General features: G+C 45.4%; 23 protein-coding genes. 17 read left to right on the forward strand and 6 right to left on the reverse strand.

Annotated elements, in window-relative coordinates:
* Positions 1-7 precede the first annotated feature (7 nt).
* Genes HQN90_RS09665 through HQN90_RS09675 form a run of 3 tightly spaced genes read right to left on the reverse strand, consistent with a single transcriptional unit; the run spans position 8 to position 1,950 of the window.
* Positions 8-685, reverse strand: coding sequence for a hypothetical protein (locus tag HQN90_RS09665; RefSeq protein WP_173217635.1), 678 nt, complete (start codon positions 683-685; stop codon positions 8-10).
* Between the two features lies 1 nt (position 686).
* Complete coding sequence (locus tag HQN90_RS09670; RefSeq protein WP_173217637.1) at positions 687-1,556, reverse strand: ATP-binding cassette domain-containing protein; 870 nt, start codon at positions 1,554-1,556, stop codon at positions 687-689.
* Positions 1,557-1,563: 7 nt separating this feature from the next.
* Positions 1,564-1,950, reverse strand: a complete 387-nt coding sequence (locus HQN90_RS09675; RefSeq protein ID WP_173217875.1) for a GntR family transcriptional regulator — start codon at positions 1,948-1,950, stop codon at positions 1,564-1,566.
* A gap of 204 nt (positions 1,951-2,154) precedes the next feature.
* On the opposite strand from HQN90_RS09675, the gene HQN90_RS09680 reads away from it, so the two are divergent.
* From HQN90_RS09680 to HQN90_RS09690, 3 genes are all read left to right on the forward strand, one after another.
* Complete coding sequence (locus HQN90_RS09680; RefSeq protein WP_173217639.1) at positions 2,155-2,859, forward strand: ABC transporter ATP-binding protein; 705 nt, start codon at positions 2,155-2,157, stop codon at positions 2,857-2,859.
* Positions 2,859-5,180 carry an ABC transporter permease gene (locus tag HQN90_RS09685; RefSeq protein ID WP_173217641.1) on the forward strand — a complete coding sequence of 774 codons (2,322 nt, stop codon included), beginning with the start codon at positions 2,859-2,861 and terminating at the stop codon, positions 5,178-5,180. Before HQN90_RS09680 ends, HQN90_RS09685 begins: the two co-directional genes overlap by 1 nt.
* A gap of 205 nt (positions 5,181-5,385) precedes the next feature.
* Positions 5,386-5,916 (forward strand): phosphatase PAP2 family protein, encoded by a 531-nt coding sequence (locus HQN90_RS09690; RefSeq protein WP_173217643.1) that lies wholly within the window; start codon positions 5,386-5,388, stop codon positions 5,914-5,916.
* Between the two features lie 55 nt (positions 5,917-5,971).
* Here the strand turns inward: HQN90_RS09690 and HQN90_RS09695 are convergent, their stop codons facing one another.
* Positions 5,972-7,873, reverse strand: coding sequence for a TOMM precursor leader peptide-binding protein (locus tag HQN90_RS09695; protein ID WP_173217645.1), 1,902 nt, complete (start codon positions 7,871-7,873; stop codon positions 5,972-5,974).
* Positions 7,874-8,120: 247 nt separating this feature from the next.
* Here HQN90_RS09695 and HQN90_RS09700 point away from each other — a divergent pair, with 247 nt between their 5' ends.
* The gene (locus tag HQN90_RS09700) at positions 8,121-9,833 is read left to right on the forward strand and encodes a putative thiazole-containing bacteriocin maturation protein (RefSeq protein ID WP_173217647.1); all 1,713 of its coding nucleotides are present in this window, start codon (positions 8,121-8,123) and stop codon (positions 9,831-9,833) included.
* A 117-nt stretch (positions 9,834-9,950) separates the two neighbouring features.
* Here HQN90_RS09700 and HQN90_RS09705 read toward each other — a convergent pair whose 3' ends face one another.
* Both HQN90_RS09705 and HQN90_RS09710 read right to left on the reverse strand, forming a co-directional pair.
* Positions 9,951-10,061 (reverse strand): YjcZ family sporulation protein, encoded by a 111-nt coding sequence (locus tag HQN90_RS09705; RefSeq protein ID WP_079412561.1) that lies wholly within the window; start codon positions 10,059-10,061, stop codon positions 9,951-9,953.
* 199 nt (positions 10,062-10,260) lie between these two features.
* Positions 10,261-10,371 carry a YjcZ family sporulation protein gene (locus HQN90_RS09710; protein ID WP_079412561.1) on the reverse strand — a complete coding sequence of 37 codons (111 nt, stop codon included), beginning with the start codon at positions 10,369-10,371 and terminating at the stop codon, positions 10,261-10,263.
* Between the two features lie 208 nt (positions 10,372-10,579).
* On the opposite strand from HQN90_RS09710, the gene HQN90_RS09715 reads away from it, so the two are divergent.
* The 13 genes from HQN90_RS09715 (at position 10,580) to HQN90_RS09775 (ending at position 23,402) form a co-directional block, all read left to right on the forward strand.
* Positions 10,580-11,167 carry a TetR/AcrR family transcriptional regulator gene (locus HQN90_RS09715; protein WP_173217649.1) on the forward strand — a complete coding sequence of 196 codons (588 nt, stop codon included), beginning with the start codon at positions 10,580-10,582 and terminating at the stop codon, positions 11,165-11,167.
* Between the two features lie 104 nt (positions 11,168-11,271).
* The gene (locus HQN90_RS09720) at positions 11,272-12,153 is read left to right on the forward strand and encodes a haloalkane dehalogenase (protein WP_173217651.1); all 882 of its coding nucleotides are present in this window, start codon (positions 11,272-11,274) and stop codon (positions 12,151-12,153) included.
* 186 nt (positions 12,154-12,339) lie between these two features.
* Positions 12,340-13,038, forward strand: coding sequence for a FadR/GntR family transcriptional regulator (locus HQN90_RS09725; protein ID WP_173217653.1), 699 nt, complete (start codon positions 12,340-12,342; stop codon positions 13,036-13,038).
* A 186-nt stretch (positions 13,039-13,224) separates the two neighbouring features.
* On the forward strand, positions 13,225-14,559 hold the full coding sequence (locus HQN90_RS09730; protein ID WP_173217655.1) for an ABC transporter substrate-binding protein: 1,335 nt from the start codon (positions 13,225-13,227) through the stop codon (positions 14,557-14,559).
* Positions 14,560-14,617: 58 nt separating this feature from the next.
* Entirely contained in the window at positions 14,618-15,496 is an 879-nt protein-coding gene (locus HQN90_RS09735; protein WP_173217657.1) for a carbohydrate ABC transporter permease, read from the forward strand.
* Positions 15,483-16,325 (forward strand): carbohydrate ABC transporter permease, encoded by an 843-nt coding sequence (locus HQN90_RS09740; RefSeq protein ID WP_216855269.1) that lies wholly within the window; start codon positions 15,483-15,485, stop codon positions 16,323-16,325. The genes HQN90_RS09735 and HQN90_RS09740 overlap by 14 nt, the downstream gene beginning before the upstream one ends.
* 31 nt (positions 16,326-16,356) lie before the next feature.
* Positions 16,357-17,553, forward strand: coding sequence for an enolase C-terminal domain-like protein (locus HQN90_RS09745; protein WP_173217659.1), 1,197 nt, complete (start codon positions 16,357-16,359; stop codon positions 17,551-17,553).
* Between the two features lie 252 nt (positions 17,554-17,805).
* On the forward strand, positions 17,806-18,792 hold the full coding sequence (locus tag HQN90_RS09750) for an SDR family NAD(P)-dependent oxidoreductase (RefSeq protein WP_173217661.1): 987 nt from the start codon (positions 17,806-17,808) through the stop codon (positions 18,790-18,792).
* Entirely contained in the window at positions 18,789-19,868 is a 1,080-nt protein-coding gene (locus HQN90_RS09755) for an undecaprenyldiphospho-muramoylpentapeptide beta-N-acetylglucosaminyltransferase (RefSeq protein WP_173217663.1), read from the forward strand. Before HQN90_RS09750 ends, HQN90_RS09755 begins: the two co-directional genes overlap by 4 nt.
* A 353-nt stretch (positions 19,869-20,221) precedes the next feature.
* Positions 20,222-20,578 carry a DUF3870 domain-containing protein gene (locus tag HQN90_RS09760; protein WP_173217666.1) on the forward strand — a complete coding sequence of 119 codons (357 nt, stop codon included), beginning with the start codon at positions 20,222-20,224 and terminating at the stop codon, positions 20,576-20,578.
* Between the two features lie 124 nt (positions 20,579-20,702).
* Positions 20,703-21,527, forward strand: a complete 825-nt coding sequence (locus HQN90_RS09765) for a M55 family metallopeptidase (protein WP_173217668.1) — start codon at positions 20,703-20,705, stop codon at positions 21,525-21,527.
* Positions 21,528-21,548: 21 nt separating this feature from the next.
* Entirely contained in the window at positions 21,549-22,481 is a 933-nt protein-coding gene (locus HQN90_RS09770) for an ABC transporter permease (protein ID WP_173217670.1), read from the forward strand.
* 3 nt (positions 22,482-22,484) lie between these two features.
* On the forward strand, positions 22,485-23,402 hold the full coding sequence (locus HQN90_RS09775) for an ABC transporter permease (protein WP_173217672.1): 918 nt from the start codon (positions 22,485-22,487) through the stop codon (positions 23,400-23,402).

A 23,402-nucleotide genomic window follows, 5' to 3' on the forward strand; every position in this document is an offset into this window, starting at 1 on the left:
AGTATATTTAGTGTGTTCTTCCCCTGGTAAAAAACCAACCGCCAGCCACGAAAATAAAGAAAAGCACCAGATTAAATCCGACGCCGGCGAGCAGCGAGCTGTTGAATAACAAGGCTTCGAAAAAAGAAACAACATGAACGCGCAGCGAAGGAATCGCCGTTCCGGTCGGGATCGCGACAATGAACAGCGCCCACAATAGCCAACCGGCAAGGTGGTAGTAACCGGAGATCAGCATGCTTAGGAGCGCCATCGCCATCAAATAAAAAGCGGTTTGGTAGAGAAAAGAACCTGCCATGCCAAATTCATTCCAGTGAAACGCTTCAATAAGATTAACAGTGTTCTTGTGGAGCACAGTCACTTCAAGCATAGGCCATAAAGTATTGAATATAGCGAGGGCTGCTGCCCAGGCGATATGGACGAATTGAAGCCCCCAAAAATATTGTGCTCTGCTTGCACCTAAATGTACGATGCGTTTGTAATAGCTAAGAGGAAGTACGATTGCGAAAATGAGCAAAATGAGCAACAGCAGGTTGCCATCTGAAAGTACTGTGTTTTGACTGCTGTCTGTAAAGAGACCAACAATGAATTCCGCCAACCTGCCTAGGAGGATGAAAATAATGACCGCCCAGATGTAAATCCTCAACTGCAAATAGGTCGCCTTTAGATGAACGGCCAATGTACCCAATTTAGTGACCTCCTTCGATCAAATACGAAAAAAACTTTTGAAGCGTCAAATTTTCAATCGTAATGTTTAGTTGGCGCGCTTGCATCCTGTCCCCATCGTTCAACTTCTCGAAAATGGCGGCAAGCTTCCCGTGGCCGTAGGATTCCGTATGCAATACTCGCTTCCCTTCCGTAAACGAAGCCACGGCATCCGAATGTCCACGAATCAAATGAGCTGCCATACGTATCTGATTCATCTCGTCATGAAGCAGGAGGGAGCCCTCATCAATGATATAAATTCGCTCTGCGATTGGGGCGATTTCGTCAATCAAATGCGTAGAAAGTAAAATTGTACGGGGGTGATTGGCGTAATCCTCCAACAACTCCTTGTAAAACCTTTCCCGCATCAAGACATCAAGTCCAAGCACAGGCTCGTCGAATAATGTCAACGCAGCCCGGCTGGCCAGACCGATGATGTTTCCTACGAGCGATTCCGTGCCTCTTGAGAGCTGCTTAATTTTTTTGTTTGGATCGAGCCCAAACGTCTGAATCAGCTTATGAGCAAACGTCCAGTCCCAATTGGCATGAAAATTCGCAGCGAACTGCAATACCTCGATCAATCGCGCTCCTCCGAATAGTTTGTTTGTCTCCCCTACGAAACAGAAATCTTCCGGAAGTACTCCTTTGTCCAATTTTTTTCCTCTTACCTCAATGGTACCGTCGTCCGCAAAGATTCCGCCTGCAATTAGGTTAAGCAAGGTTGTTTTGCCAGCGCCGTTTCGCCCGATCAAGCCGTAAATAACGTTTTCCTCGAGTTGCATATCCAGATCCCGCAATGCGTAAGTTCGACCGTATTTTTTGTTTAATTTGTCGCAACTCAGTACGATGCTCATAGTTAATTTAGTCCTTCCTTAATTGCTTAATCATGTTAATGATATCTTCGGTTGTCAGCTCAAGTTTATCGGCTTCATTAAGTAGATTGGACAGCAGTTCCTTGTAGAAACGATCTCTTCGCTGATTCTTAATCTTCTGTTTGGCATCCGTCGAGACATACATGCCAAGCCCTCTTTTTTTATACAAAATAGCTTCGTTTACGAGCAGACTGATCCCCTTCACTACGGTCGCAGGATTAATTTGAAACAATTGAGAAAATTGAGCCACGGAAAGAATCTGTTCGTCCTCCCGGTAAGTTCCGTTCAGAATATCATTTTCAATTATATTAGCTACTTGTTGAAAAATTGGCTGCTTTTCGTCGAACGTGACGTTCATTGCCTCACCACTCAGCATCATAGTTTGTTACCCATCTAGCAGCAAACCATAACTTATGTGTAAACACTTGTCAATAACAAATCGCTCGAAGAGAATATGAGGGATGTTTTTGACATCGGTTCCGGTTATTGACAGTTTGTTGCCTATGAATTACAGTATACTACATAACTAACATACTGACATACTAAAAATTATAATTGGCCAAAAGGGGAGATAAAATGTATGAAATCATTAATCGAATTCATAGACGTAACGAAAGAATACAAAATAGGCGAAGTGCCGATCAAGGCGCTGAATGGTGTTGACTTTTCCATCAACGAGGGCGAATTCGTCGTTGTTCTGGGGGCAAGCGGTGCCGGCAAAAGCACGATCTTGAATATACTTGGCGGCATGGACACAGCTACGTCGGGTAAAGTGACTGTTGGCAATCAGGAAATTACTAGCTTGGGCGAGAAGAAGCTAACGGGATATCGCGCCGAGAAGGTAGGCTTTGTCTTTCAATTCTATAACTTAATCCCCAATCTGAACGCTTTGGAAAACGTTGAATTCGCCACGGAAGTATGCAAAAACCATCTGGATGCCAAAGAGATATTAAATAAAGTCGGGTTAAAGAACCAGATGAAGAACTTCCCGTCCCAGCTCTCCGGAGGAGAACAGCAGCGAGTCGCCATAGCTCGCGCTGTTGCCAAAAACCCTTCGCTATTACTCTGCGATGAGCCCACCGGCGCGTTGGATTATGTAACCGGCAAGTCCGTCTTGAAGCTTCTTCAGGATTTGAACAGAGAAACGAAAAAGTGCATTGTGCTGGTCACGCATAACTCTGCGATTGCGCCGATGGCAGATAAAATCATTCGGGTGAAAAGCGGGAAAATCGAAAGCGTAACGGTCAATGAGCACAAGCAAAGCGTTGAAGGGATTGAGTGGTGATGAAATTATTCAAGAAATTGTTAAGGGATATCAAGCAATCGATCGGCCAATTTCTTGCCTTTGTGTTGGTTATCGCTGTAGGCGCTTTTTTCTACACGGGGCTGGTTACGTTAAGCGATAATCTTAGCGCTTATACGAAAGACTATTTTCAAACGTATCATTTAAGCGACTTGAACGTCTATTATGATCAAATTTCTAAGCAGGACGTGGCGGAGCTCAGCAAAATCGAAGGGATTAACAAAGTCGAAGGACGGTACACCTTCGATGCGACGCAATCTTTTGACAATACGAAAGCGACCTTAAAGATCCATTCGATTCCTGCCAACAATACCATGAATAAGCCTATGATGATCGAGGGCAGCATTCCGTCTCGCAAGGATCAAATCTTGCTGGACTCCCATTACGCCAGGGTACATCAGTACAAAGTCGGGGAGCAAATAAAGTTAAGCGTCAATGAGAAGGATATGGCGTTCACCATTAGTGGCTTGGGCGAGAATGTGGAATATGCCAAAAAGAACGAAACCCAAGACCATAAGACGTCCGGATTCGCCTATGTGGCTGAGGCGGGAGCTGCTCAAGTCGCCGGCATCCTTTACTTTAATGAAGTTTTGATCGATGCGGATGAAGGGTACGATGTAGACCGATTAGGTCAAAACGTTGAAGCGCAATCCAAGAAACTATCCTATGTAAGCCAAATAAGCAAAGAACGGACATTCAATTATTCGCAGATCCAACAAACGATCCATAACAATAAGTTGATGAGCAAGGTTATTCCGTTGGTTCTCTTTATCATCGAAGCGATCATTCTCTTCCTTACCATGTCTCGGATCATCGATTCGCAAAGGAATCAAGTAGGCATTATGAAGGCATTAGGAGTTAAGAACAGCAGTATCATGCTCCATTATATGGGATTCCCGGTTCTGGTGAGTATCATAGGCTCCATTCTTGGTTGCGTCGTTGCGGTGAACCTATTCATTCCAATGATCGAGACGTCGAATGCCAGATCCTACTCGCTGCCGAACATTACCTTCTCCTTATCCTCTTTCTCGGTCATTTCGCCCATTTTGTTCTCGAGCGCATTCGGCATGCTGGCTTGTTACTTGAGCGGCATAGGCATTCTACGAGAACGCGCAGCGCAGGCAATGCGGCCTAAACCGCCGAAGAAGATGAAGAAGCTGCTCATCGAGCAGTTTCCAGGGGTCTGGAGACGCATTTCCTATAGCAACAAGCTCATTTTGAGAAACATCTTTCTTAATAAACAAAAGGCATTAGCGAGCTCCGTTGGCGTTGTGGTGAGCACTGTGCTATTGATCACTGCTTTTGGGACACAAACGTCCTTGCAAAGGGTAGCTGATCAGATCGAAAAGGTGAATACCTATGATCTGAAGGTTGAATATACGAGGGAAGACGAGCTTACGAAGCTGCCGCTGCCCTCCGGGATTGAAAGCAGTTATCATCTGGCTACCTTTCCTGTGGAATTCGTCAAAGGGGATGATAAAGAGAACGCCACATTGATTGTTACGGAGAAGGACAACGATCTCATTCATTTTTTTGGCGAGAACGACAACCCGGTCGTATTGGAGGACAACGGTGTGCTGGTACCCAAATCGTATGCAGACCACTATCAGATTGCGGTAGGGGATACGATCCGAATCCAATTCGCCAATCCGTCGTTTGCGAACAAAACGGTCGATATGAAGGTTGCGCAAATATCCAATCAGTATTCGAATCCGTCGTTCTATGGCACGATAGCGTATCTTGAGAGCTTTGGCATCGACTACAAACCAACCTCGCTTCTAGTGAAAGCAAGTAGCGCCGCAGGCCTTACTAACGTCCGCCAGTTCTTCGAACAAGACAAACAGCTGATAATCAAGGACAAGAATGATTTGAAAGAATCCGCACAATATATTCTGAAGCAAAATAGTTTTATCTTCATCATGTTTATTATTTGTGCCGTCATTCTTTCGTTTGGCGCCATCTACACGATATCCTCCATCAATATTTATGAAAGGAATCGCGAGTTGGCCACGCTTAAGGTATTGGGCTATCAAAAAAGCAAAATAAACCGGCTTATCTTCTTTGAGAACATGATACTCACCGCCTTTGCGGTCATTGTAGCGCTGCCGATCAGCGGCTACCTGTATGCCATTATTATAAAGGCGTTGTCGAGTACACATCAGCAAATACCAGATCAATTAAGTCTGTTTGTTATACTGGTATCTGTCATTCTTGCATTCTTGCTCACCACTCTCTCTAGCTTGATGCTTCGAAGAAAGGTGTCCCGAATCAACATGATTGAATCGTTAAAAAGCATAGAATAAATGGGGAAGGACGGGGCGGCAGCAGCCCCGTCCTTTGTGCTGTATAGGATGTTTTGTTTGGAGTTGTTTCCTTCAGAAATTCTTTAGTTTTATCCCCATAGATTCTTTATTATTTTCCTTTAATATAACTTTACTGACGTTAGGAGGTTGATTATACAGTGGAGAATAATTGGTTTCCTTCGCTGGTAGAATGGAGGTGGTAGTTATGAAAAGTAGTTATTGGCAAAGGCTGCATAACCATGAAAAGCGTATGTTTTTCTGGTGCAATCATGTAATAAGCCATACCTTTCTTGATCGTACTTTTGGTCTTCTTACTCATATGGGTGGCGCGATGTTTACAATCATTGGTTCGTTATCTATTGCGCTTCTTACGTCTGGCTTATGGAGATCTGCAGGCTGGCAGAGTTTCGCGGCCTTATCGGCCAGCCATGTAGTTGCAGCTCTAATTAAGAAAAAAGTTCAGAGAATTAGACCCTATTTGGCCTTGCCTCATACGAAAGTAGGTAGAAATCCATTGAAGGATCATTCTTTTCCTTCGGGGCATACGACGGCTATATTCGCAGTCATTACGCCATTCCTTTTTATTTCAGGATGGCTTTCATTAACTGTAATCCCGGTGGCATTAATGGTAGGCTTATCACGTATTTATCTGGGACTTCACTATCCTTCAGACTGTATAGCCGGATGCTTGCTTGGAACAGGAAGTGCATTATTCATCGTTATTTTGAGCAGGTAAGGCGATAGTAGAGTGCAGCTCTAGTAAAGGGGATGGCATACTAAGCCTACGCATCTTATGGAAATGGATGCGGATGCGGATTGAGTTGCCGGGCCGTGAGCGGCTTTTTCGCATATCCAAGCTCCGCCGGCACCCGAAGCACTCTCTTCAGTCCCGTCAAACGTTGCAAATGATGTCCGAACGTCATCGGCAGCATTCCCGGAATCAGAACTTTTACGCAATGCAGCCCGTTTCGCAATGTTTCCAGCGATGATTGATCCACTGCAATCACATCGAGGTTCAAGCGGCGAAACACCTCGATCGTGTCCTTCAGATCATCGGTCAGATCCGCATGATTTGCCTTACGCTTGAACTCCTCGTCAAACGTTCTGAGCGGACGCTGTCCGTCCAGCAAAAATTGCAGCCGTTCCTCTGCTTGCGGCAAACCGTACAGCATGGCATGATCCTCCATTTGCCATACGAGAAAAGGATCGTCGAGCATTTGCATAAAATGTTCCCGATCCGCCTCAAATTTCTCTTGCAGGAAGATCAGCCTGCCGGCCAGTTCGTGAATGGCGCTTTTCGCGGCCCGTACCGGATCCAAATGAGCTCCCGCCGCACAGATAAGATTCATCTTCCCGGGGCTAACGCTTTTCGCGAGCGCCCAAATGCTCGGAATCCCATTCTCCATTGTCATGTTAAATAAATGTATATCGTATCCGGCAACGGCGCGCAGCCTATCGACCATCAGCCCCAGTTCCTGATCGTTAGCGGAATAGGGGTCCAGGCGCGGGATAGGCAGCTGCGCGTACCAAGTCATCAGGAACGAGTCACGTTCCGCCACTTCCAAAATTCCGTACAAGATGGCTTCCTCCAAGCTTCCGCCTAACGCACACCCGTTGGAGCCTTCCTGGACAAAACCGCTACCGAATCCCGAACTGTAATAAGCGAGACTTTCCGGAACAAGGATCGGACACTTCTTCACTAGCGAATAGCCCCATATCCAATCAATCGGGAGGTTGCGATCAAACGGTTCGAATGTGAAATCAGGCTGCGCGTACTGTTTCTTCGAATATAACCCAACCTTGGTGGGGTCGAGCGCATGATCCGCAACACGGTTGTAGCTGTCGTAGATTACAGACCGTTTGCCGCGTGGGGTTATACCGCAGTGTCGCTCCAATCCTTCCAAGATTGCGGTCAATTCGCTTTCCGCATAAGAAAAGCTGCGGCCTCCCGTTATCTCATCTCCCATCAGAAACGACGGCAGATTGACCCCTACCCCGGCAAACGGCGACACGAGGTCAAGCATCTTGGCATTCAATACGCCGGTCCGGGAATCCATATAATCTTTGGCCAAATGTTGTTTCAGGTCGTCTATCGGACGGCAGCGGTAACTGTCGGCGCTTATCTTCGGTCTCGGCTTGAGCGAAATGTTGGCTGCCTCCGATGAATCGTCGGGCAAGCGGCCGCACACCGAACAAAGCGGGTCAGGCAGAATGAAGTGGAGTGAGCTATTCAAAGTTTTCAGGTTAACGATATACATATGTTCTTCCGTATGAGCTCGGCTGCCCCGCAGCACTCGCTGCGTCTCGGCAATCAGCAAGTGAGCTGTATGCCAAAGTCCTGCTGGCGAGGATCTTACGGCATTTTGCGTATCCGCAGGCGACGCCGTGAAACGCCGGTTATCTGCACACTCGGTGCATCCGGGCACACCTGGACGAACCAAAGGCCCGACTATGCCTTCATCCATTGAAATAAAGCCCCGCAGCCACGGGATACCAGTCTTCTGCAGCGCTTCTTCAGCCTCGGAGTATCCGGAAGAAGGCCATTCATCGTGCAGCACCACAACCAATTTCGCCGCTTTCGGTATGTCTGAAGTGAAATCTGTCTGTCGAACGACCTGATAACTATTCAATAGCTTTCTGCATACGATGTCGGCCAATAAACCTTCTCCGACAACTGATAGGATAGCATTCACGCAGATCACCTCTTCTCGCAGCGATGTGCTCCGCTCATTTCGGCGGTGAAATCTTTATGTTCGCTGCGGTCAATTTTCTCGTCATATTCTCCTTTATTTAAGATGCTTTCATTATATATTAGTGATGACTAATATATGTACGCATTGGACAAAGTGCTTACAATTTTCAAGACATGAGGGACAAATAGCTGGACATAAAATTACTTGTGAAGTTGGGGCAGATCGGGAATAACGGGGAGGTACTAATATGACAAATTTGAACCATTCGATGCGACCTAAGATGAACGAACAATTGCCGGAAGGGGTTCTCAAAGAGTATGCTTCTCAAATTGAATTTTTGGATAGTTTCGGTCATTCGGGTGCTTATCGGTTTCAGTCCTATCGTCAGGCCAAAGTATTGACGGTCGGCTCTGGTCCATTTTTGATCTCGGTCATTTCTGCGCTGCTTGTATCGGGAATACCCAAGCTTCACGTGCTAGTCTCTGGCTCAGAGCCGACTGATCGGCAACGAATGCTAGAACTGGCGGCACATACCCGTAAAACGGACCCCGAGGTGGCAATAGAGGAAGTTACCCTGCAGAAGGAAGGGCTTAGTAGTTGGCGGGAGGCTGTGAGGCCGTTTGATTCCATTTTGTTTGTGTCACAGGAGGGTGATATCGAGGAACTGCGGGTTCTTCACGCGGTTTGTAGAGAAGAGAAGAAGGTGTTTCTTCCCGCTGTGTGTTTACAGCAGGTGGGTCTGGCGGGTCCGCTAGTGCATCCGGACTTTGAGGGATGCTGGGAGTCAGTGTGGCGCAGGCTTCACGAATCTGCGATTTATAAAGCCCCTCAGCAGCTCAGCTTTTCTTCCACAGCGGGAGAACTGTTAGCGAATGTGATCGTATTTGAATTATTAAAAATGATTACGGGAGCGGACGATGTGGAACAAAGCAATCAATTCTTCCTGCTAAACCTGGAGACATTGGAAGGAAAATGGCATTCGTTCATCCCTCATCCGCTTGTGACCGGGCATACCGCAGCTGAATGGATTCACGATTTCGACCAGCAGCTCGAACGGAGATCAAGCAAAAGTGAGAACGGATTGCTTGCTTACTTCAGCCGGTTGACATCGGCTGAATCAGGGATTTTCCATCTGTGGGAGGAAGGAGACTTAAAGCAGCTGCCGCTCTCTCAGTGTCGTGTTCAGGCAGTCGATCCGCTATCGGAAGGGCCGGCTGTGCTTCTGCCAGACATTGTTTGCACAGATTTGATGCATGAGGGAGCGAGGCGGGAAGCGGGGCTGGTCGGGATTGAAGCGTATGTATCTCGAATGGCCAGTCTGCTCGCTTCGAAGCTTCCATCCTATCAGGAATCAGAGAACCGGATAGACCCGCAGGAATTTATCGGTGTTGGAGCGGGAGAAACGGTTGCAGAAGGCATTGGCCGAGGATTGAAAAAGAGTTTGGCGGAGGTACTGGGCAAGCGACAGGCATGTCAATTGCCTTCGGTCATTCGAGTACAGTTGTCTGCAATAGAAGATAAACACTGCCAGTTTTATTTGCAGGCTCTCACGACAATGAAGGGAGAACCAATGATTGGTTTGGGTGAGGAAGTATCGGGATTCCCTGTGATGTGGGTCGGTACAAGTGATTGTTGGTATGGCGGTGTAGGCTTGAATGTGACCTTGGCGCTGCGGGATGCTTTGCAACAGGCTTTGTTGGAGGCACAAAACCAACAGGCTTGTCTCTCATTGCAAGTGTTGGCGGTATCGTCCGTGCATCTAGCTGAACAGTTGCCGCTAATCTTTGAGATTCCTTCACGTGAAGTGACGTTACAACCGGATGTTTTGCAGTCCGCCTTGCAGGTCTTGGAACGGAACCATAAGAGGCTCTTGGTCTTGGATCTGGCTGTAGAACCGTTTATGAAAGAGGAAATGGCAGGAGTGTTTGGCGTGTTGCTGCGAGAGAAGGAATCCCGGTGAGAGCGGGCACTCAACAAAGAGTGCCCCGCCAGCATTGAAACCAAGAAAAAACCAACCCGTATTCGAAGCTATTTCAGCGATAGGGACCGTTTTTTCTCATTGTGTTGGATTAAGCAATTACCATACGAAAGCGGATGTGATGATAACCAAAAGAATAAAAAGAACCAAAATAGCTGCTGCACTGTTACCATAACCTGCACAACTTCCACCATAACCTACTGCTCCCATGTTTACTCATTCCCTTCTGGTGTTTTGTCACTACGGTATAAACTATGTTCGTTACATAGTAATTGATTGGACGTTTGACTAGATTGAGTGTTGGAATAGCCCGTATTCATAAATAAAATTCGGCTTGTGAATTTGAAAAAACGGCCGTTTATTTTACGCGGCCGTTTTTTCTTGTTGTTCATTGTGTTGGATTAAGCAATTACCATACGAAAGCGGATGTGATGATAACCAAAAGAATAAAAAGAACCAAAATAGCTGCTGCACTGTTACCATAACCTGCACAACTTCCACCATAACCTACTGCTCCCATGTTTACTCATTCCCTTCTGGTGTTTTGTCACTACGCTATAAACTATGTTCGTTAAACAGTAATTGATTGGACGAATGACCAGATTGAGTGTAGGAATAGGCGGCATTCGCAAAGAAATTATGAAGCAGTACATTCGATTGACATTTAGTTACATTTAATCTAAAATAAAAAAATGCAAGTAAGTACTTGCATGTAGAGGAGGAGATTCATGAGCGCCAATCCAACTACGGGCGAAAAAATATTGCTGGCAACCATCAACCTCATGGCCGACAAAGGATATGACAGTACAACGACCAAAGAAATCGCATTAGCAGCCGGAGTGAACGAAGTCACCATATTTCGGCATTTTGGAACCAAAGAGAAGCTGCTTGAGGCGGCTTTCAACCGGTTTCACTATGGCAATGAGATGACAAAGCTTTTTAACGAAGGTTTTACAGGAAATCTGCATGAGGATCTTCTTACACTTAGCAGAACGTACCATAACATTATGAATAGGAATAGAAAACTAATTTCGATCTCACTAAAAGGAAGCAGTACTCTTCCTGAGTCTGTTCTTCAAGAGGCATCCAACAACCCTAAGCATTTGAAAAATCTGCTCGCACAATATTTAACTACCATGTCATCACAAGGCAAAGTTATCACTTCAAATCCTGAAATTCAAGCATTATCGTTCATGTGGATGAATTTTGGAGCTTTTATCAGCAGCCTAAATGCGAAAGAAGCGGTTTCGGAAGAGACGCTGAACGAATTTATTGACGAAAGCGTACGTTTATTTACTAAGGCGCTAAGTCCCTAATCATAGTTATGGTTCTCTTTGACAGCTCCGATCGGGGCTTTTCTTAAACAATTAATGTAAGTGTTCACTTGCATTCATTTCGAAGATGAAAGGTGAGATGTTGAATGATTAGTTCGTCTTTTCCATACGAAAAGAAGCGTCAGCGGGTGTTTGGTCTAGATATGGCCTATGTGGAGGTAGGAAGCGGCGATCCGATTGTCTTCCTGCATGGCAACCCTACTTCTTCTTATCTCTGGCGGAACATTCTTCCTTATGCGCAGAATCTCGGTCGCTGCATTGTTCCTGATCTTATTGGCATGGGAGATTCCGAGAAACTTCCCCATAGTGGACCCGATTCTTACACCTTTGTCGAGAATCGTCGCTATCTTGATGCCCTGTTGGATCTGCTTAGCGTTCACCAACGAGTTACCTTTGTTGTGCACGATTGGGGGTCGGCACTGGGATTTGATTGGGCGTATCGCCATCCGGAGGCCGTGAAAGCAATCGCCTACATGGAGGGAATCATACAACCTCGCAGCTGGAGCGAGATCCCTGAATCGGGACGGAAAATTTTCCAGGCATTGCGATCCCAGGAAGGTGAACAGATGGTTTTAGAACAAAACTCTTTCATTGAGACTAACCTTCCAATTGGCATTCTGCGTAAGTTGACGGAGGAAGAGATGGCAGAATATCGTCGGCCATTCTCGCAGCCCGGCGAAGGACGACGTCCTACACTAACCTGGCCGCGACAACTTCCGTTTGATGGCGATCCAGCGGATGTGACTGACATTGTCACCACTTACGGCGAGTGGTTGGTACAGTGCTCGATTCCAAAGCTATTCGTCAAATGTGATCCAGGCACGATGCCGTCCACACAGGTAGATTTCTGCCGTACCTGGCCAGCGCAAACCGAGATCACCGTTCGTGGACGTCATTATCCCCAAGAAGACTCGCCTGATGAGATTGGGGTAGCCCTTGCAGCCTGGTTGAAGAAAATAACAGTATAGCGTTAAAGTTAGTGCATTCACCTTCTTGGGTGAGTTCTTTTTTGGTTTTGGTGCCAGGGTTTTGAAAAAGTTGCTTTGTCAAAGTTTCAGAAAATTTAATTTTCCCTCTAGATTAATTAAGAAATATCTGCTAAGATAAAAAACGAAATAACTTGTATGACATGTCATAACTAAACGGTGTATGAATTGCGTATCAAAACTATCGAAAAGCAAAATATCGTAGACGAGGTCTATGATCAGATGAAAACGAATATTGTATCTGGTTCCTGGAAGCCAGGGGACAAGATTCCTTCAGAGAATCAGCTGTGTCAAATGTTTAATGTGAGTCGAGTGAGCGTGAGAAGTGCGATTCAAAAGTTAAGAGCTATTGGCATAATTCAAACACGCCAAGGCCAAGGATCTTTTGTATCCCAATCGATCAACGATAATATGGTCGACAATTTCATTCCCAAAATGAATTTGAGCGAGAAAGAGATTCTCGATATGTCGGAATTTCGTGAGACGATTGAATTCAAATGCATTGAGCTCGCTGTGCAAAGAGCGGATGAAGAAGATATGCTTCAGATTGAGAACGCTCTCAACAAAATGATTGCAAACAAAGATGATTACAAGAAGTACTCAGAGGCCGACTTTGAGTTTCATCTTGCCATTGCGAAGGCTTCCAAGAATGATATTCTCTTTATGGTGATGAAAAACACCAAGGATGTATTTTATCATTACTTGGAGGAATTGAACCGAGTCTTGGGAGTTAATGAAGATAGTCTGCAAGGACATATTGAGCAATTTCAGGCGCTGCGCAATAAAGATAGTGCAAGAGTCAAAGCCAACATTAAACAGGGTATGGATGAGAATATGCTTAAAATCCGGGAAAGAATGGGCCGTTAAAAGCACTTTTTTCTCGATGTAACATGTATGACATGTTACAAGATGTCCGTCCATTGCTTAATTCTGAATACATAACGATGAAGAGAATGCCGCATTACTATTGTGTTTGTTGGATGCAGGACTAAAACCTATTGTTCTGCATTAGCAATATATGTAATTTTTATTCCAAAACGGAGGGTTGAAGAAATGAAAAGTAAACGTATGATTTGGACTAGCTCTATCTTGGCGCTAACGCTTGGTATTACCGCGTGTAGTGGACAAAAATCAGAAACACCATCAGCTGGAGCCAGCACCACAGACAAAGGGAAAGGTGTAATAACGCTCAAAATCATGTCAGCTACACAAACAGAAACACCAGGGGGACCAGCTGAAAAGTCGATTGCAGATAAATATATGGAACAGCACCCCAATGTCAAAATTGAGTTTGTTGGTGTTCCAATGAATGAAATGTACAAAAAAATATCGGTGCTTGCTGCAGCAGCAGATCTTCCCGATGCTTTTACGAGCACACCTGAGTTTATGCGGACTGCTTACGGAATGAACATTACGGAAGACCTCACGAAGCTGTTTGGGGCGGACTATTTAAAAGAGTTCTATCCCAATATGATTCAAGAATCAAGCATTGATGGCAAATTGCAGCTGCTTCCTTGGACAGCGACTCCTCAAGCTTTGATTTACCGCGGGGATTGGTTTGAGAAAGAAGGACTTAAAGCACCGGAAACATGGGATGATTTCCTTGAGGCGGCTAAAAAGCTTACGAAGGATACGAAGGGCAGCGGAAAGACGGATCAATGGGGGTTTGCGCTCATTGGTACACGTAACACCTCTGGAGGGACTCGTTTCTTGCCTGTACTGCGTTCCTTTGGAGCGGAAGAAATCCGTAAAGATGCAAGCGGCAAATGGATCACCGATCTAGATACGCCTAAAGCCAAAGAAGCACTGCAATTCTACGTAGATCTAAACAATAAGTACCATGTTGTTCCACCAGGAGTAACGGAAACAGGCTTTCCCGAAGCAGCGAGTTTGATGGCGACAGGTAAAGCAGCGATGATCATTAGCGGCCCGAACGCGATCGGTACGATTTTGTCTCAAAACCCAGATCTGAAAGGGAAACTCTATAGTGCTCCTATTCCGAAAAAGGAAGAGCATAAAGCAACATTTGGTTTGCTTGGCTATTCCGTATCCGCTCAAAGCAAAAATAAGGAAGCGGTTGCAGATTATTTGAAATTTCTAGTTAGTCAAGAAAATGCCTTGAAAATGAATGATGTAACGGGAACCTTGCCTACGAAGATCGAAGCGGGTAAGAGCCAGCAAATGTCTACACCGGATAAGGCAGGCTTTGTGAAGGCATTAGAGTTTGCCTATTCAACTCCTACATTTTCTGCCTATTCACAATTTTATGATATTGTAGCCGAGGAATATCAAACCCTGTTAGCTACCGATTCTAAAATGACTGTGGATTCAGTAGCTAAAAAGGCGGCAGACCGTGCAAATGATCTGATCGGCAAGGAAGGTAAGTAAGCAGTACCAGAATCAGCTAGAGGGGGGCTCCCCCCCTTCTATTTCTAGGGAGGACAACGTGAAGCATACCGTATCGAAAGAGCAGTGGGCTGCTTATGGATTTGTATCTCCAGCGGCTATCATTTTGCTGTTGTTGGTCACTTATCCATTGATCTATGGCGCATATATCAGTTTTTTTAACACGAATCTTGTGAACAAATGGGATTTTGTCGGCATTCATCAATATATCGATATTTTCTCTAATTGGGAATTTGTCGGGAAAATCTTTTTAACACTCAAGTATACGTTTTTTACCGTTGTTGGACATTTTGTCCTCGGTATCATTCTTGCTTTGGTCTTAAATATGGACCTGCGAGGGCGCACTTTTTTCAGAGCGATTCTGATTCTCCCTTGGCTTCTTCCAGAAGTCGTTGTAGGTTTGCTTTGGAAATGGTTGTTCAACCCGATGTACGGTTTGTTCAATTATATTTTGATGGATCTTCATCTCATTTCTGATCCGGTTTCTTGGTTGGGAGACACTTACTTTGCTTTTATCGCGGTTACGATTGTTTGCATCTGGAAAGGCTATCCAATGGTCATGCTTCTGGTGCTGGCAGGTCTTCAATCCATTTCGCAGGATACCTATGAAGCGGCCAAAATCGATGGATGCAATCGAATGCAATCTTTCCGCTATGTGACTGTTCCAGGGCTAATGCCAGTGCTGTTAGTAACATTGATTCTGGACACAGTGTGGTGGTTCAAACATTTCACGATGATATGGATTTTGACAGAAGGCGGTCCAGGAGACGCTACGAATGTAGTCAGTATCGATATCTTTAAGCAAGCGTTCCAATATTTTGATTTTGGTAAAGCAGCAGCGATGGCTGTCATCGTTTTCTTCGTATGCTTCTTGATTGGATATGTTTATAGGAGGGTGTTCAGCAGTGCCAACGAGTAGAGGGAAAAAATTGTTGTTCAACTCTTCCATGTACGCCATTTTGATCATTGCTTCACTGCTTGTTTTGATTCCTGTCTTATGGATGCTGTCTACCGCGTTAAAACCAGCACAGGAAGTTATGGTGACTCCACCTCAGTGGATTCCGGAGCATATTTCATTCGAAGCATTCTCAAGAATCTGGAAGGATTATCCTTTCGGCACGTACTTTATGAACAGCACGTATATCGTGCTTGTCTCAACCGGTGTTTCTTTAGTGTTCTCCGCCTTGGCGGGATATGGGGCATCACGGTTCAACTTTCGGGGGAAAGGGTCATTTCTAACATTTTTGCTCATTACTCAGATGTTCCCATCGATTATGTTGTTGATTCCTTTCTATAAAGTACTGCAGAAGTTAGGTTTGATTGACTCGCACTTGGGCTTAATTGTCGTGTACATTTCTTTTTCTATCCCATTTTGTACGTGGATGATGTTAGGATTTTTCCAAGGGATACCCAAAGAACTGGATGAAGCAGCGAAAATTGACGGCTGCGGCAAGATTCGTACGTTTGTGCAAATTATTTTGCCATTGTCTTTACCGGGATTGGCTGCAACGGCTATTTATTCGCTTATCGTCGGATGGAATGAGTATATGTTTGCCTTCATTCTCACGACCTCTGATAACATGAAGACCTTGCCGGTAGGAATCGGGCAGTTGAACGGATTTTATAAAATTGTTTGGAATGATTTAATGGCAGCATCGATTGTTTCCAGTTTGCCTTTGATAATTTTGTTCCTATTCTTGCAAAAGTATTTTATTAGCAGTCTGACAGCAGGAGCTGTAAAACAATAGAGATAGATATACGGATAAGGGAGAGAATTATATGATTATGATCCGCGATGTTAAAGCAATACTGACCGCTCCAGAGGGGATTAATTTGGTTGTGGTGAAAATTGAAACCTCAGAGCCCGGCTTGTATGGCCTCGGCTGCGCAACATTTACACAGCGTTATTTGACCGTAGCTTCAGCTATAGAAGACCACTTGAAGCCGTTCTTGATTGGCAAGGATGTGCAGCGAATTGAAGATATATGGCAAACGGCCATGGTCAGCGGCTACTGGAGAAATGGACCGGAATTCAATAATGCCTTGTCCGGAGTAGATATGGCCTTGTGGGATATAAAAGGGAAAATCGCGGGGCTGCCGGTGTATCAGCTGCTTGGCGGGAAGTGCCGAGAAGGGGCTGCCATATATAAACATGCCGATGGCGGCAACAAAGAGGAAGTAGAGAAAAACGTGCGCGCCTGCTTGGAAGAAGGCTATCGTTATGTCCGCTGCCAAATGGGCTTGTATGGTGGACGTGATCACAAAATCGTGAAGCCGGATAACGCGTTGGACGGTGTTTACTATGATCCAAAGGTATATATGAGAGGCATTGTTGACATGTTCGAACATCTGCGCAGCACAATAGGCTGGGAAGCAGAGCTGATTCATGATATTCATGAACGATTGACACCGATCGATGCGGTAGGTTTTGCCAAACAGCTTGAGAAATTCCAGTTGTTCTATCTGGAGGATGCACTGCCTCCGGAGCAAATCGAATGGTTTAAACTCATTCGCCAACACACGACAACGCCTATCGCGATGGGGGAATTGTTTAATAATCCGAACGAATGGATGCCATTGATCTCAGGACGCTTGATTGATTATATTCGTATCCATGTAAGTCAAATTGGCGGAATCACACCAGCCAAAAAGATGATTTCACTTTGCGAGGCTTATGGCATTCGCACAGCATGGCACGGTCCTGGCGATGTTTCTCCAGTCGGGCATGCGGCTAATGTTCATTTGGATGTCAGCAGCATCAATTTCGGCATTCAGGAATGGAACGGTTTTAAAGACGAAATTCACGAGGTTTTCTCGGGTATACCTGTTGCCAGAAACGGATACGTGTACCCGAATGAGAAACCAGGCCTAGGTATTGACATCGATGAGAAAATGGCTGCCAAGTTTCCTTGTGAGAACGTTGTTCCGGCTTGGACGCTGGCTCGTCTGCCAGATGGCACTTCCGCCCGTCCTTAATCGCGAAAGATTATTGTTCAGAAACAACCCATCTTCAATAAAAACTGCTAGTGCCTTCGCGATGAGGCTTAGCAGTTTTTTGTTGTATTTGGATATGACGTATAGGGTGGATTGCAACGCAGCCGTCCGTTCCTCTCTGTCGAACCTTTATTTTGTTTTGCCATATTGGCGTAACATAGCGATTGTATGATTGTTCGTAAAGCGTTATTGATGCAATTTTAACAATTAATGAGTTCATGGGAGGAACGAACATTGAAAAACAAAACGATATTAGTTACCGGAGGAACAGGGTCTTGGGGAAGAGAGCTTGTAAAGAGGCTATTGGAAAAAGAACCTAAGGAAATTCGTGTGTTTTCCCGGAATGAGGCCCTTCAAGTAGAAATGAAACAGGAATTTCATCATCATCCAAAATTAACTTTTATCATTGGAGATATTCGCGATAAAGATGAGATTATGCAGGCTTGTCAGCATGTGGATTATATTTATCACTTAGCTGCTTTAAAGCATGTGCCAATCTGTGAAGAGCAGCCGGACAGTGCGATGAAAACGAATGTAATGGGGACCCAACATGTCATTCAAGCGGCTATTAAAAATGAGGTTGAAAAAGTGATTTATGTGTCCACGGATAAAGCCTCCCATCCATCTAGTACATATGGAATGACAAAAGCACTCGGAGAGAAGCTGATTGTTCATGCCAATTTAAGAGACAGCAAAACTCAATTTATATGCGTGCGAAGTGGAAATGTCCTAGGGTCGGCGGGCAGTGTAGTTCCAATCTTTAAACAACGAATTGAAAAGGGAGTTGAAATTAATTTAACCGATTCGAGAATGACTCGATTTTTTATAACGTTGGAAGATGCTATTGCACTGCTGTTTAAAGCGACAATAGAAAGTAGAGGAGGGGAAGTTTATGTTTTGAAAATGCCAGCTTGCAGCATTAAGGATCTTGCACAAGTACTAATTGAAGATTTATCAACGGCAGAAATCCCCATCCATGTAACAGGGGCTCGTCCTGGTGAGAGTCTGAATGAAACGCTTATTTCCGAGTTCGAAAGCAGCAATTCCATCAGCCTTGATGATCACTACTATGTGATTCTACCCCCTTTTCTTATAGAAGGATTACAAGAATCCTATGCTACAAGCATTCCCGTGGAATTTCATAGTTACCATTCTGATCATTCATTGATGAGTAAGCAAGAAATAAGAGGAATGTTGCAAAAAGGTGGTTTCTTGGCATGAAACAAACGATCGTATTCACCGGAGGCGGCTCGGCAGGCCATGTATCAGGAAATCTTGTACTGATTCCCAAGTGTGCAGAAGAGAAGTGGGACATCCATTATATAGGATCTGAACAGGGAATTGAGAGAATGCTTGTGTCCGACTGCCAAGAAGTGAAGTACCATGCTATTTCTACAGGCAAGCTGAGACGGTATTTCTCTTGGAAAAATGGGATAGACATATTTAAAGTCATGCGAGGCATTTGTCAATCTTACCGACTCATCAAAAAATTGAAGCCGAATGTCATTTTCTCAAAAGGCGGTTTTGTTGCTGTACCCGTTGTGCTCGGGGCGAGACTCAATAAAGTGCCTATTATTATTTATGAACCAGATCTTAATTTGGGGCTTGCTAATAAAATTTCCCTGCCATTTGCCACATATATGTGTACCGCATTTCACGAAACAGCAAAGAAACCCCATTATCGGAAAGCGATTTATGTGGGGCCTATCATCAAAGAAGCGCATAAATCTGGTAACACTGTACGCGGATTAGCCGCCTGTGGTTTTACTTCCGAGAAGCCAGTTCTTCTTATTATGGGAGGCAGCCAGGGGGCGCATAGCATTAACCAAATGGTGAAAAGTGTACTCAATCAACTTGTAGACCATTTCCAAGTTATTCATATCTGCGGGAAAGGTAAAGTAGATGATTCTCTCTCTATTCCCGGTTATAAGTCTTATGAATTTGTGAGAGAAGAGCTGCCTGATTTATTGGCTGCGGCAGCTATCATCGTTTCCCGTGCAGGTTCCAACTCCATTATGGAGCTGCTCGCTTTACAGAAACCTATGTTGTTAATTCCACATACGAATGGTGGAAGCCGATCAGGACAACTTGTCAATGCTCAGTATTTTCAACAGGCAGGTTATGCTGATATGCTGCTTGAAGAACAAATGACAGCTCAAAGCTTTATGAAGGCGATTAAGCAGCTGTATGAGAATCGGTTCGAATACATTGCCAAAATGAAAAAACATGATCATGGCGGTGGAGCTGCTGTGGTCATGGATTTGATCAGGGGAGGACGAAGCGGGCTAGGCGATTAAGTGAGGTTAGACAGCTGAGAAAAGGAGCCGGACTCTATAAGGAGGACCGGTTTCTTGTGATGATATGTTTCTTTTGCATACCCTACAAAAAAAATGCTACACAGCACGAATAGACTTTATTATAATGTAACTATATGAATCAATTTTTTGTAAATAAAGTCAAAGGAGGATTTTTGGAAGCGCATTCTAACGGGTAAATTGAACGATGTTCAAATTCTATTTACAACATGTGAATTCGATGTTAGAATATGTTACATCATTAGTGATCTGACTTCTGGCGGTCGTAGGGAGACCGAAACTCTTCCCACATCCCGCTCGAAAATCGAACAGAGTACTAATAGGAGAGTGGCCGTTTGTTATACGACAAAGACACGATTTATATTATCGGCGACGCGCAAGCTTCCGTGAACAATCCGATTACCCAGCAGTACAACGCATTTTTCATTGGACTTGTTGTAGATACGACAAGCCATAAAATTGTTGATGCAGGATGTTCATCCACCATTCCGCTCACATCGGATTTTGTCCGTTCCATCTTCATTGGGCATAATATGCTTCTCCTTGATGTGGTGTCGGAGGAAATCCGCCAGAGATACCATGGATCATCCCAGAAGGCTCTGGTCGTAGCGTATAAAGACGCACAAAAAAAATACAAATTAGCACTTAACGGCCGGGAAGATCAGGGCTTTCAATCTTCCGGTACAGTGTAAGCTGCTTTATTTATCCGTATGGCAACATACCCGTAAATAAAACCCAGCAAATGGTTTCTTGGGATGAATGCTCCCGAGGCTGTTTGCTGGGTTTTTGCTACCTTACAATATGGGAGGACAACCTATGAAACTTTATATTTCCATTGATATGGAAGGGATAACGGGACTTGTTGATAACACGTTCATCGATTCCAGACAGTACAATTACACACGCGGGCAGCACATCATGACGGATGAAGCCAATCATGTCATAGGAACTGCTTTTGAAGAAGGCTGCAAGGAAGTTATCGTGAATGACAGTCACTCCAAAATGAACAATCTGTTAATCGAGAAGCTGCATCCCGAAACCCAGCTGATCTCAGGTGACGTGAAGCCTTTTTCCATGGTACAGGGACTGGATAGCTCCTTCGCAGGAGCGGCTTTTCTAGGCTACCATACTAGAGCAGCCACCAAAGGTGTGCTTAGCCATACGATGATTTTTGGTGTTCGTAATATGTACATAAATGACAGAGTCATTGGCGAGCTCGGTTTTAATGCTTATGTTGCCGGTCATTTTGGCGTTCCTGTGCTATTAGTGGCTGGGGACGATGAAACCGCGATTGAAGCGGAAGAGCTTATTCCGGGTATTACGACAGCGATTGTGAAAAAGCGGATATCGCGAACGTCGGCTGTGTGCTTAACCCCCGAAAAAAGCGGGCAGCTGCTCCGCCATAAAACGAAGGAGGCGCTGGCTAACCGCAGCAGAGTAAAGCCGCTTGTACCGCCGGATCATCCGGTGTTGAAGATTGAATTTGCCAACTATGGCCAAGCGGAGTGGGCTCACCTGATGCCGGGTACGTCTATAGATGATAACAGCCCTACGGTTACTTTTCAGGCTAAAAATATGTTGGAAGCCTACCAAGCCATGTTGGTTATGACGGAATTGGCGATGAGAACGGCATTTTGTTAAAAAGCGGGAGCAGGTGATAGCGTGACACAATATATTGTTCGCAGGTTTATCTCCATGATTGTCACACTGTGGCTAATTATTACGGTTACTTTTGCACTGATGCACGCTGTTCCGGGGTCGCCTTTCGAAAAAGACGGCAAGAATTCGAATCCGACGGCGGTTCAGAACATGATGGAATTTTACCATTTGGACCAACCCATTACGACGCAGTACCTGCTTTATTTAAAATCGCTGCTTTCCTTGGACCTCGGACCTTCCATTGGCCACTTTCCCGATACGGTGAATGCCATGATCAGCCGTGGATTCCCAGTTTCATTTAAACTCGGTACGGTGTCCATTCTTATTTCTATCGTCACCGGTATCGCGCTCGGAACGGTCGCCGCACTCCGGCAGAACCGAATGATCGATTACCTCGCCATGATTTTTGCGGTTATCGGCATTGCGGTACCTAACTTCATTGTAGCGACCTTGCTGATCAAATATGTGGCTGTCGAGTGGAAGCTCCTTCCGGTAGCCACTTGGGGGACCTGGAAGCATGTTGTCCTTCCCGCACTTGCCTTGTCAACTGGCCCCCTTGCGATTATTGCCAGATTGACAAGAGCAAGCATGTTGGAGGTGCTGACCGCCGACTACATCGAAACGGCAAGGGCCAAAGGGCTGTCCCCTGCTACGATCGTCATCAAGCATGCGCTCCGCAATGCGGTGCTTCCGGTCGTTACCTTGCTCGGCGCGTTGGTAGCCAACGTTCTTACGGGGAGTTTTGTGATTGAAAAGATTTTCGCCATTCCGGGAATGGGCAAATATTTCGTCGATGGCATTAATAATCGCGATTACTCGCTCATTATGGGGACGACTGTATTCTATAGCGCTCTATTAGTCATTATGATGTTCCTGGTGGATATTACCTATGGGCTCATTGACCCTCGCATCAAGCTGCACAGGAAGGAGGGTTAACCGATGAATGTTCCGGATTCTTTATTTGTCCCTATGTCTAAGAGCGCAGGGACAGCGGAAGCTATTGTTCGCATACGGCTGTCGTTCTGGCAGGAAGCTTGGATCAGACTGCGTGCAAACAAATTGGCCATGGCGGGGCTGATCATCGTTGTATTGATGTCGCTGCTCGCCATAGTTGGGCCGCTCCTTACGGACCAAAGCTATTCGAAGCAGGTGCTGCTGGATGCCAATCAAATACCATCGGCAGCCCACTGGTTCGGCACGGATGAGCTTGGGCGCGACGTATATGCCCGTATCCTCTACGGAGCACGCATCTCACTATTTATCGGCCTCATGGCTGCTTTGATCGACTTCGTCATCGGCATTATATATGGCGGCATCGCCGGTTATTTCGGAGGACGAATCGATAATATCATGATGCGGTTTGTTGATCTTTTGTACGGGATTCCGTATCTGCTCGTTGTCATCTTGTTGATGGTCGTAATGGGGCCCGGTTTGCTAACGATCATCGTGGCCTTAAGCGCTACGGGCTGGATCGGGATGGCACGGATTGTACGCGGACAAGTGCTTAGTTTGAAATCGTCCGAGTACGTGCTCGCGGCAAGAACGTTAGGCGGAGGCGCAGGCTACATTATCCGGAAGCATTTGCTGCCTAATGCGATAGGTGTCATTATCGTGCAAGTGACGTTCTCGGTACCTTCCGCTATTTTTGCAGAAGCGTTCTTAAGCTTTCTTGGCCTAGGGATTCAGCCACCTTTGGCGAGCTGGGGCGTTATGGCCAACGACGGTCTGTCGACCATTTTGTCAGGTCAGTGGTGGCGGTTATTTTATCCGGCATTTTTCATATCGATCACGATGCTTGCCTTTAACCTGGTTGGGGATGGCTTGCAGGATGCTTTTAATCCGAAAAGGAGGAGGTAG

The organism is Paenibacillus alba (assembly GCF_013204855.1).
Lineage (GTDB): Bacteria > Bacillota > Bacilli > Paenibacillales > NBRC-103111 > Paenibacillus_E > Paenibacillus_E alba.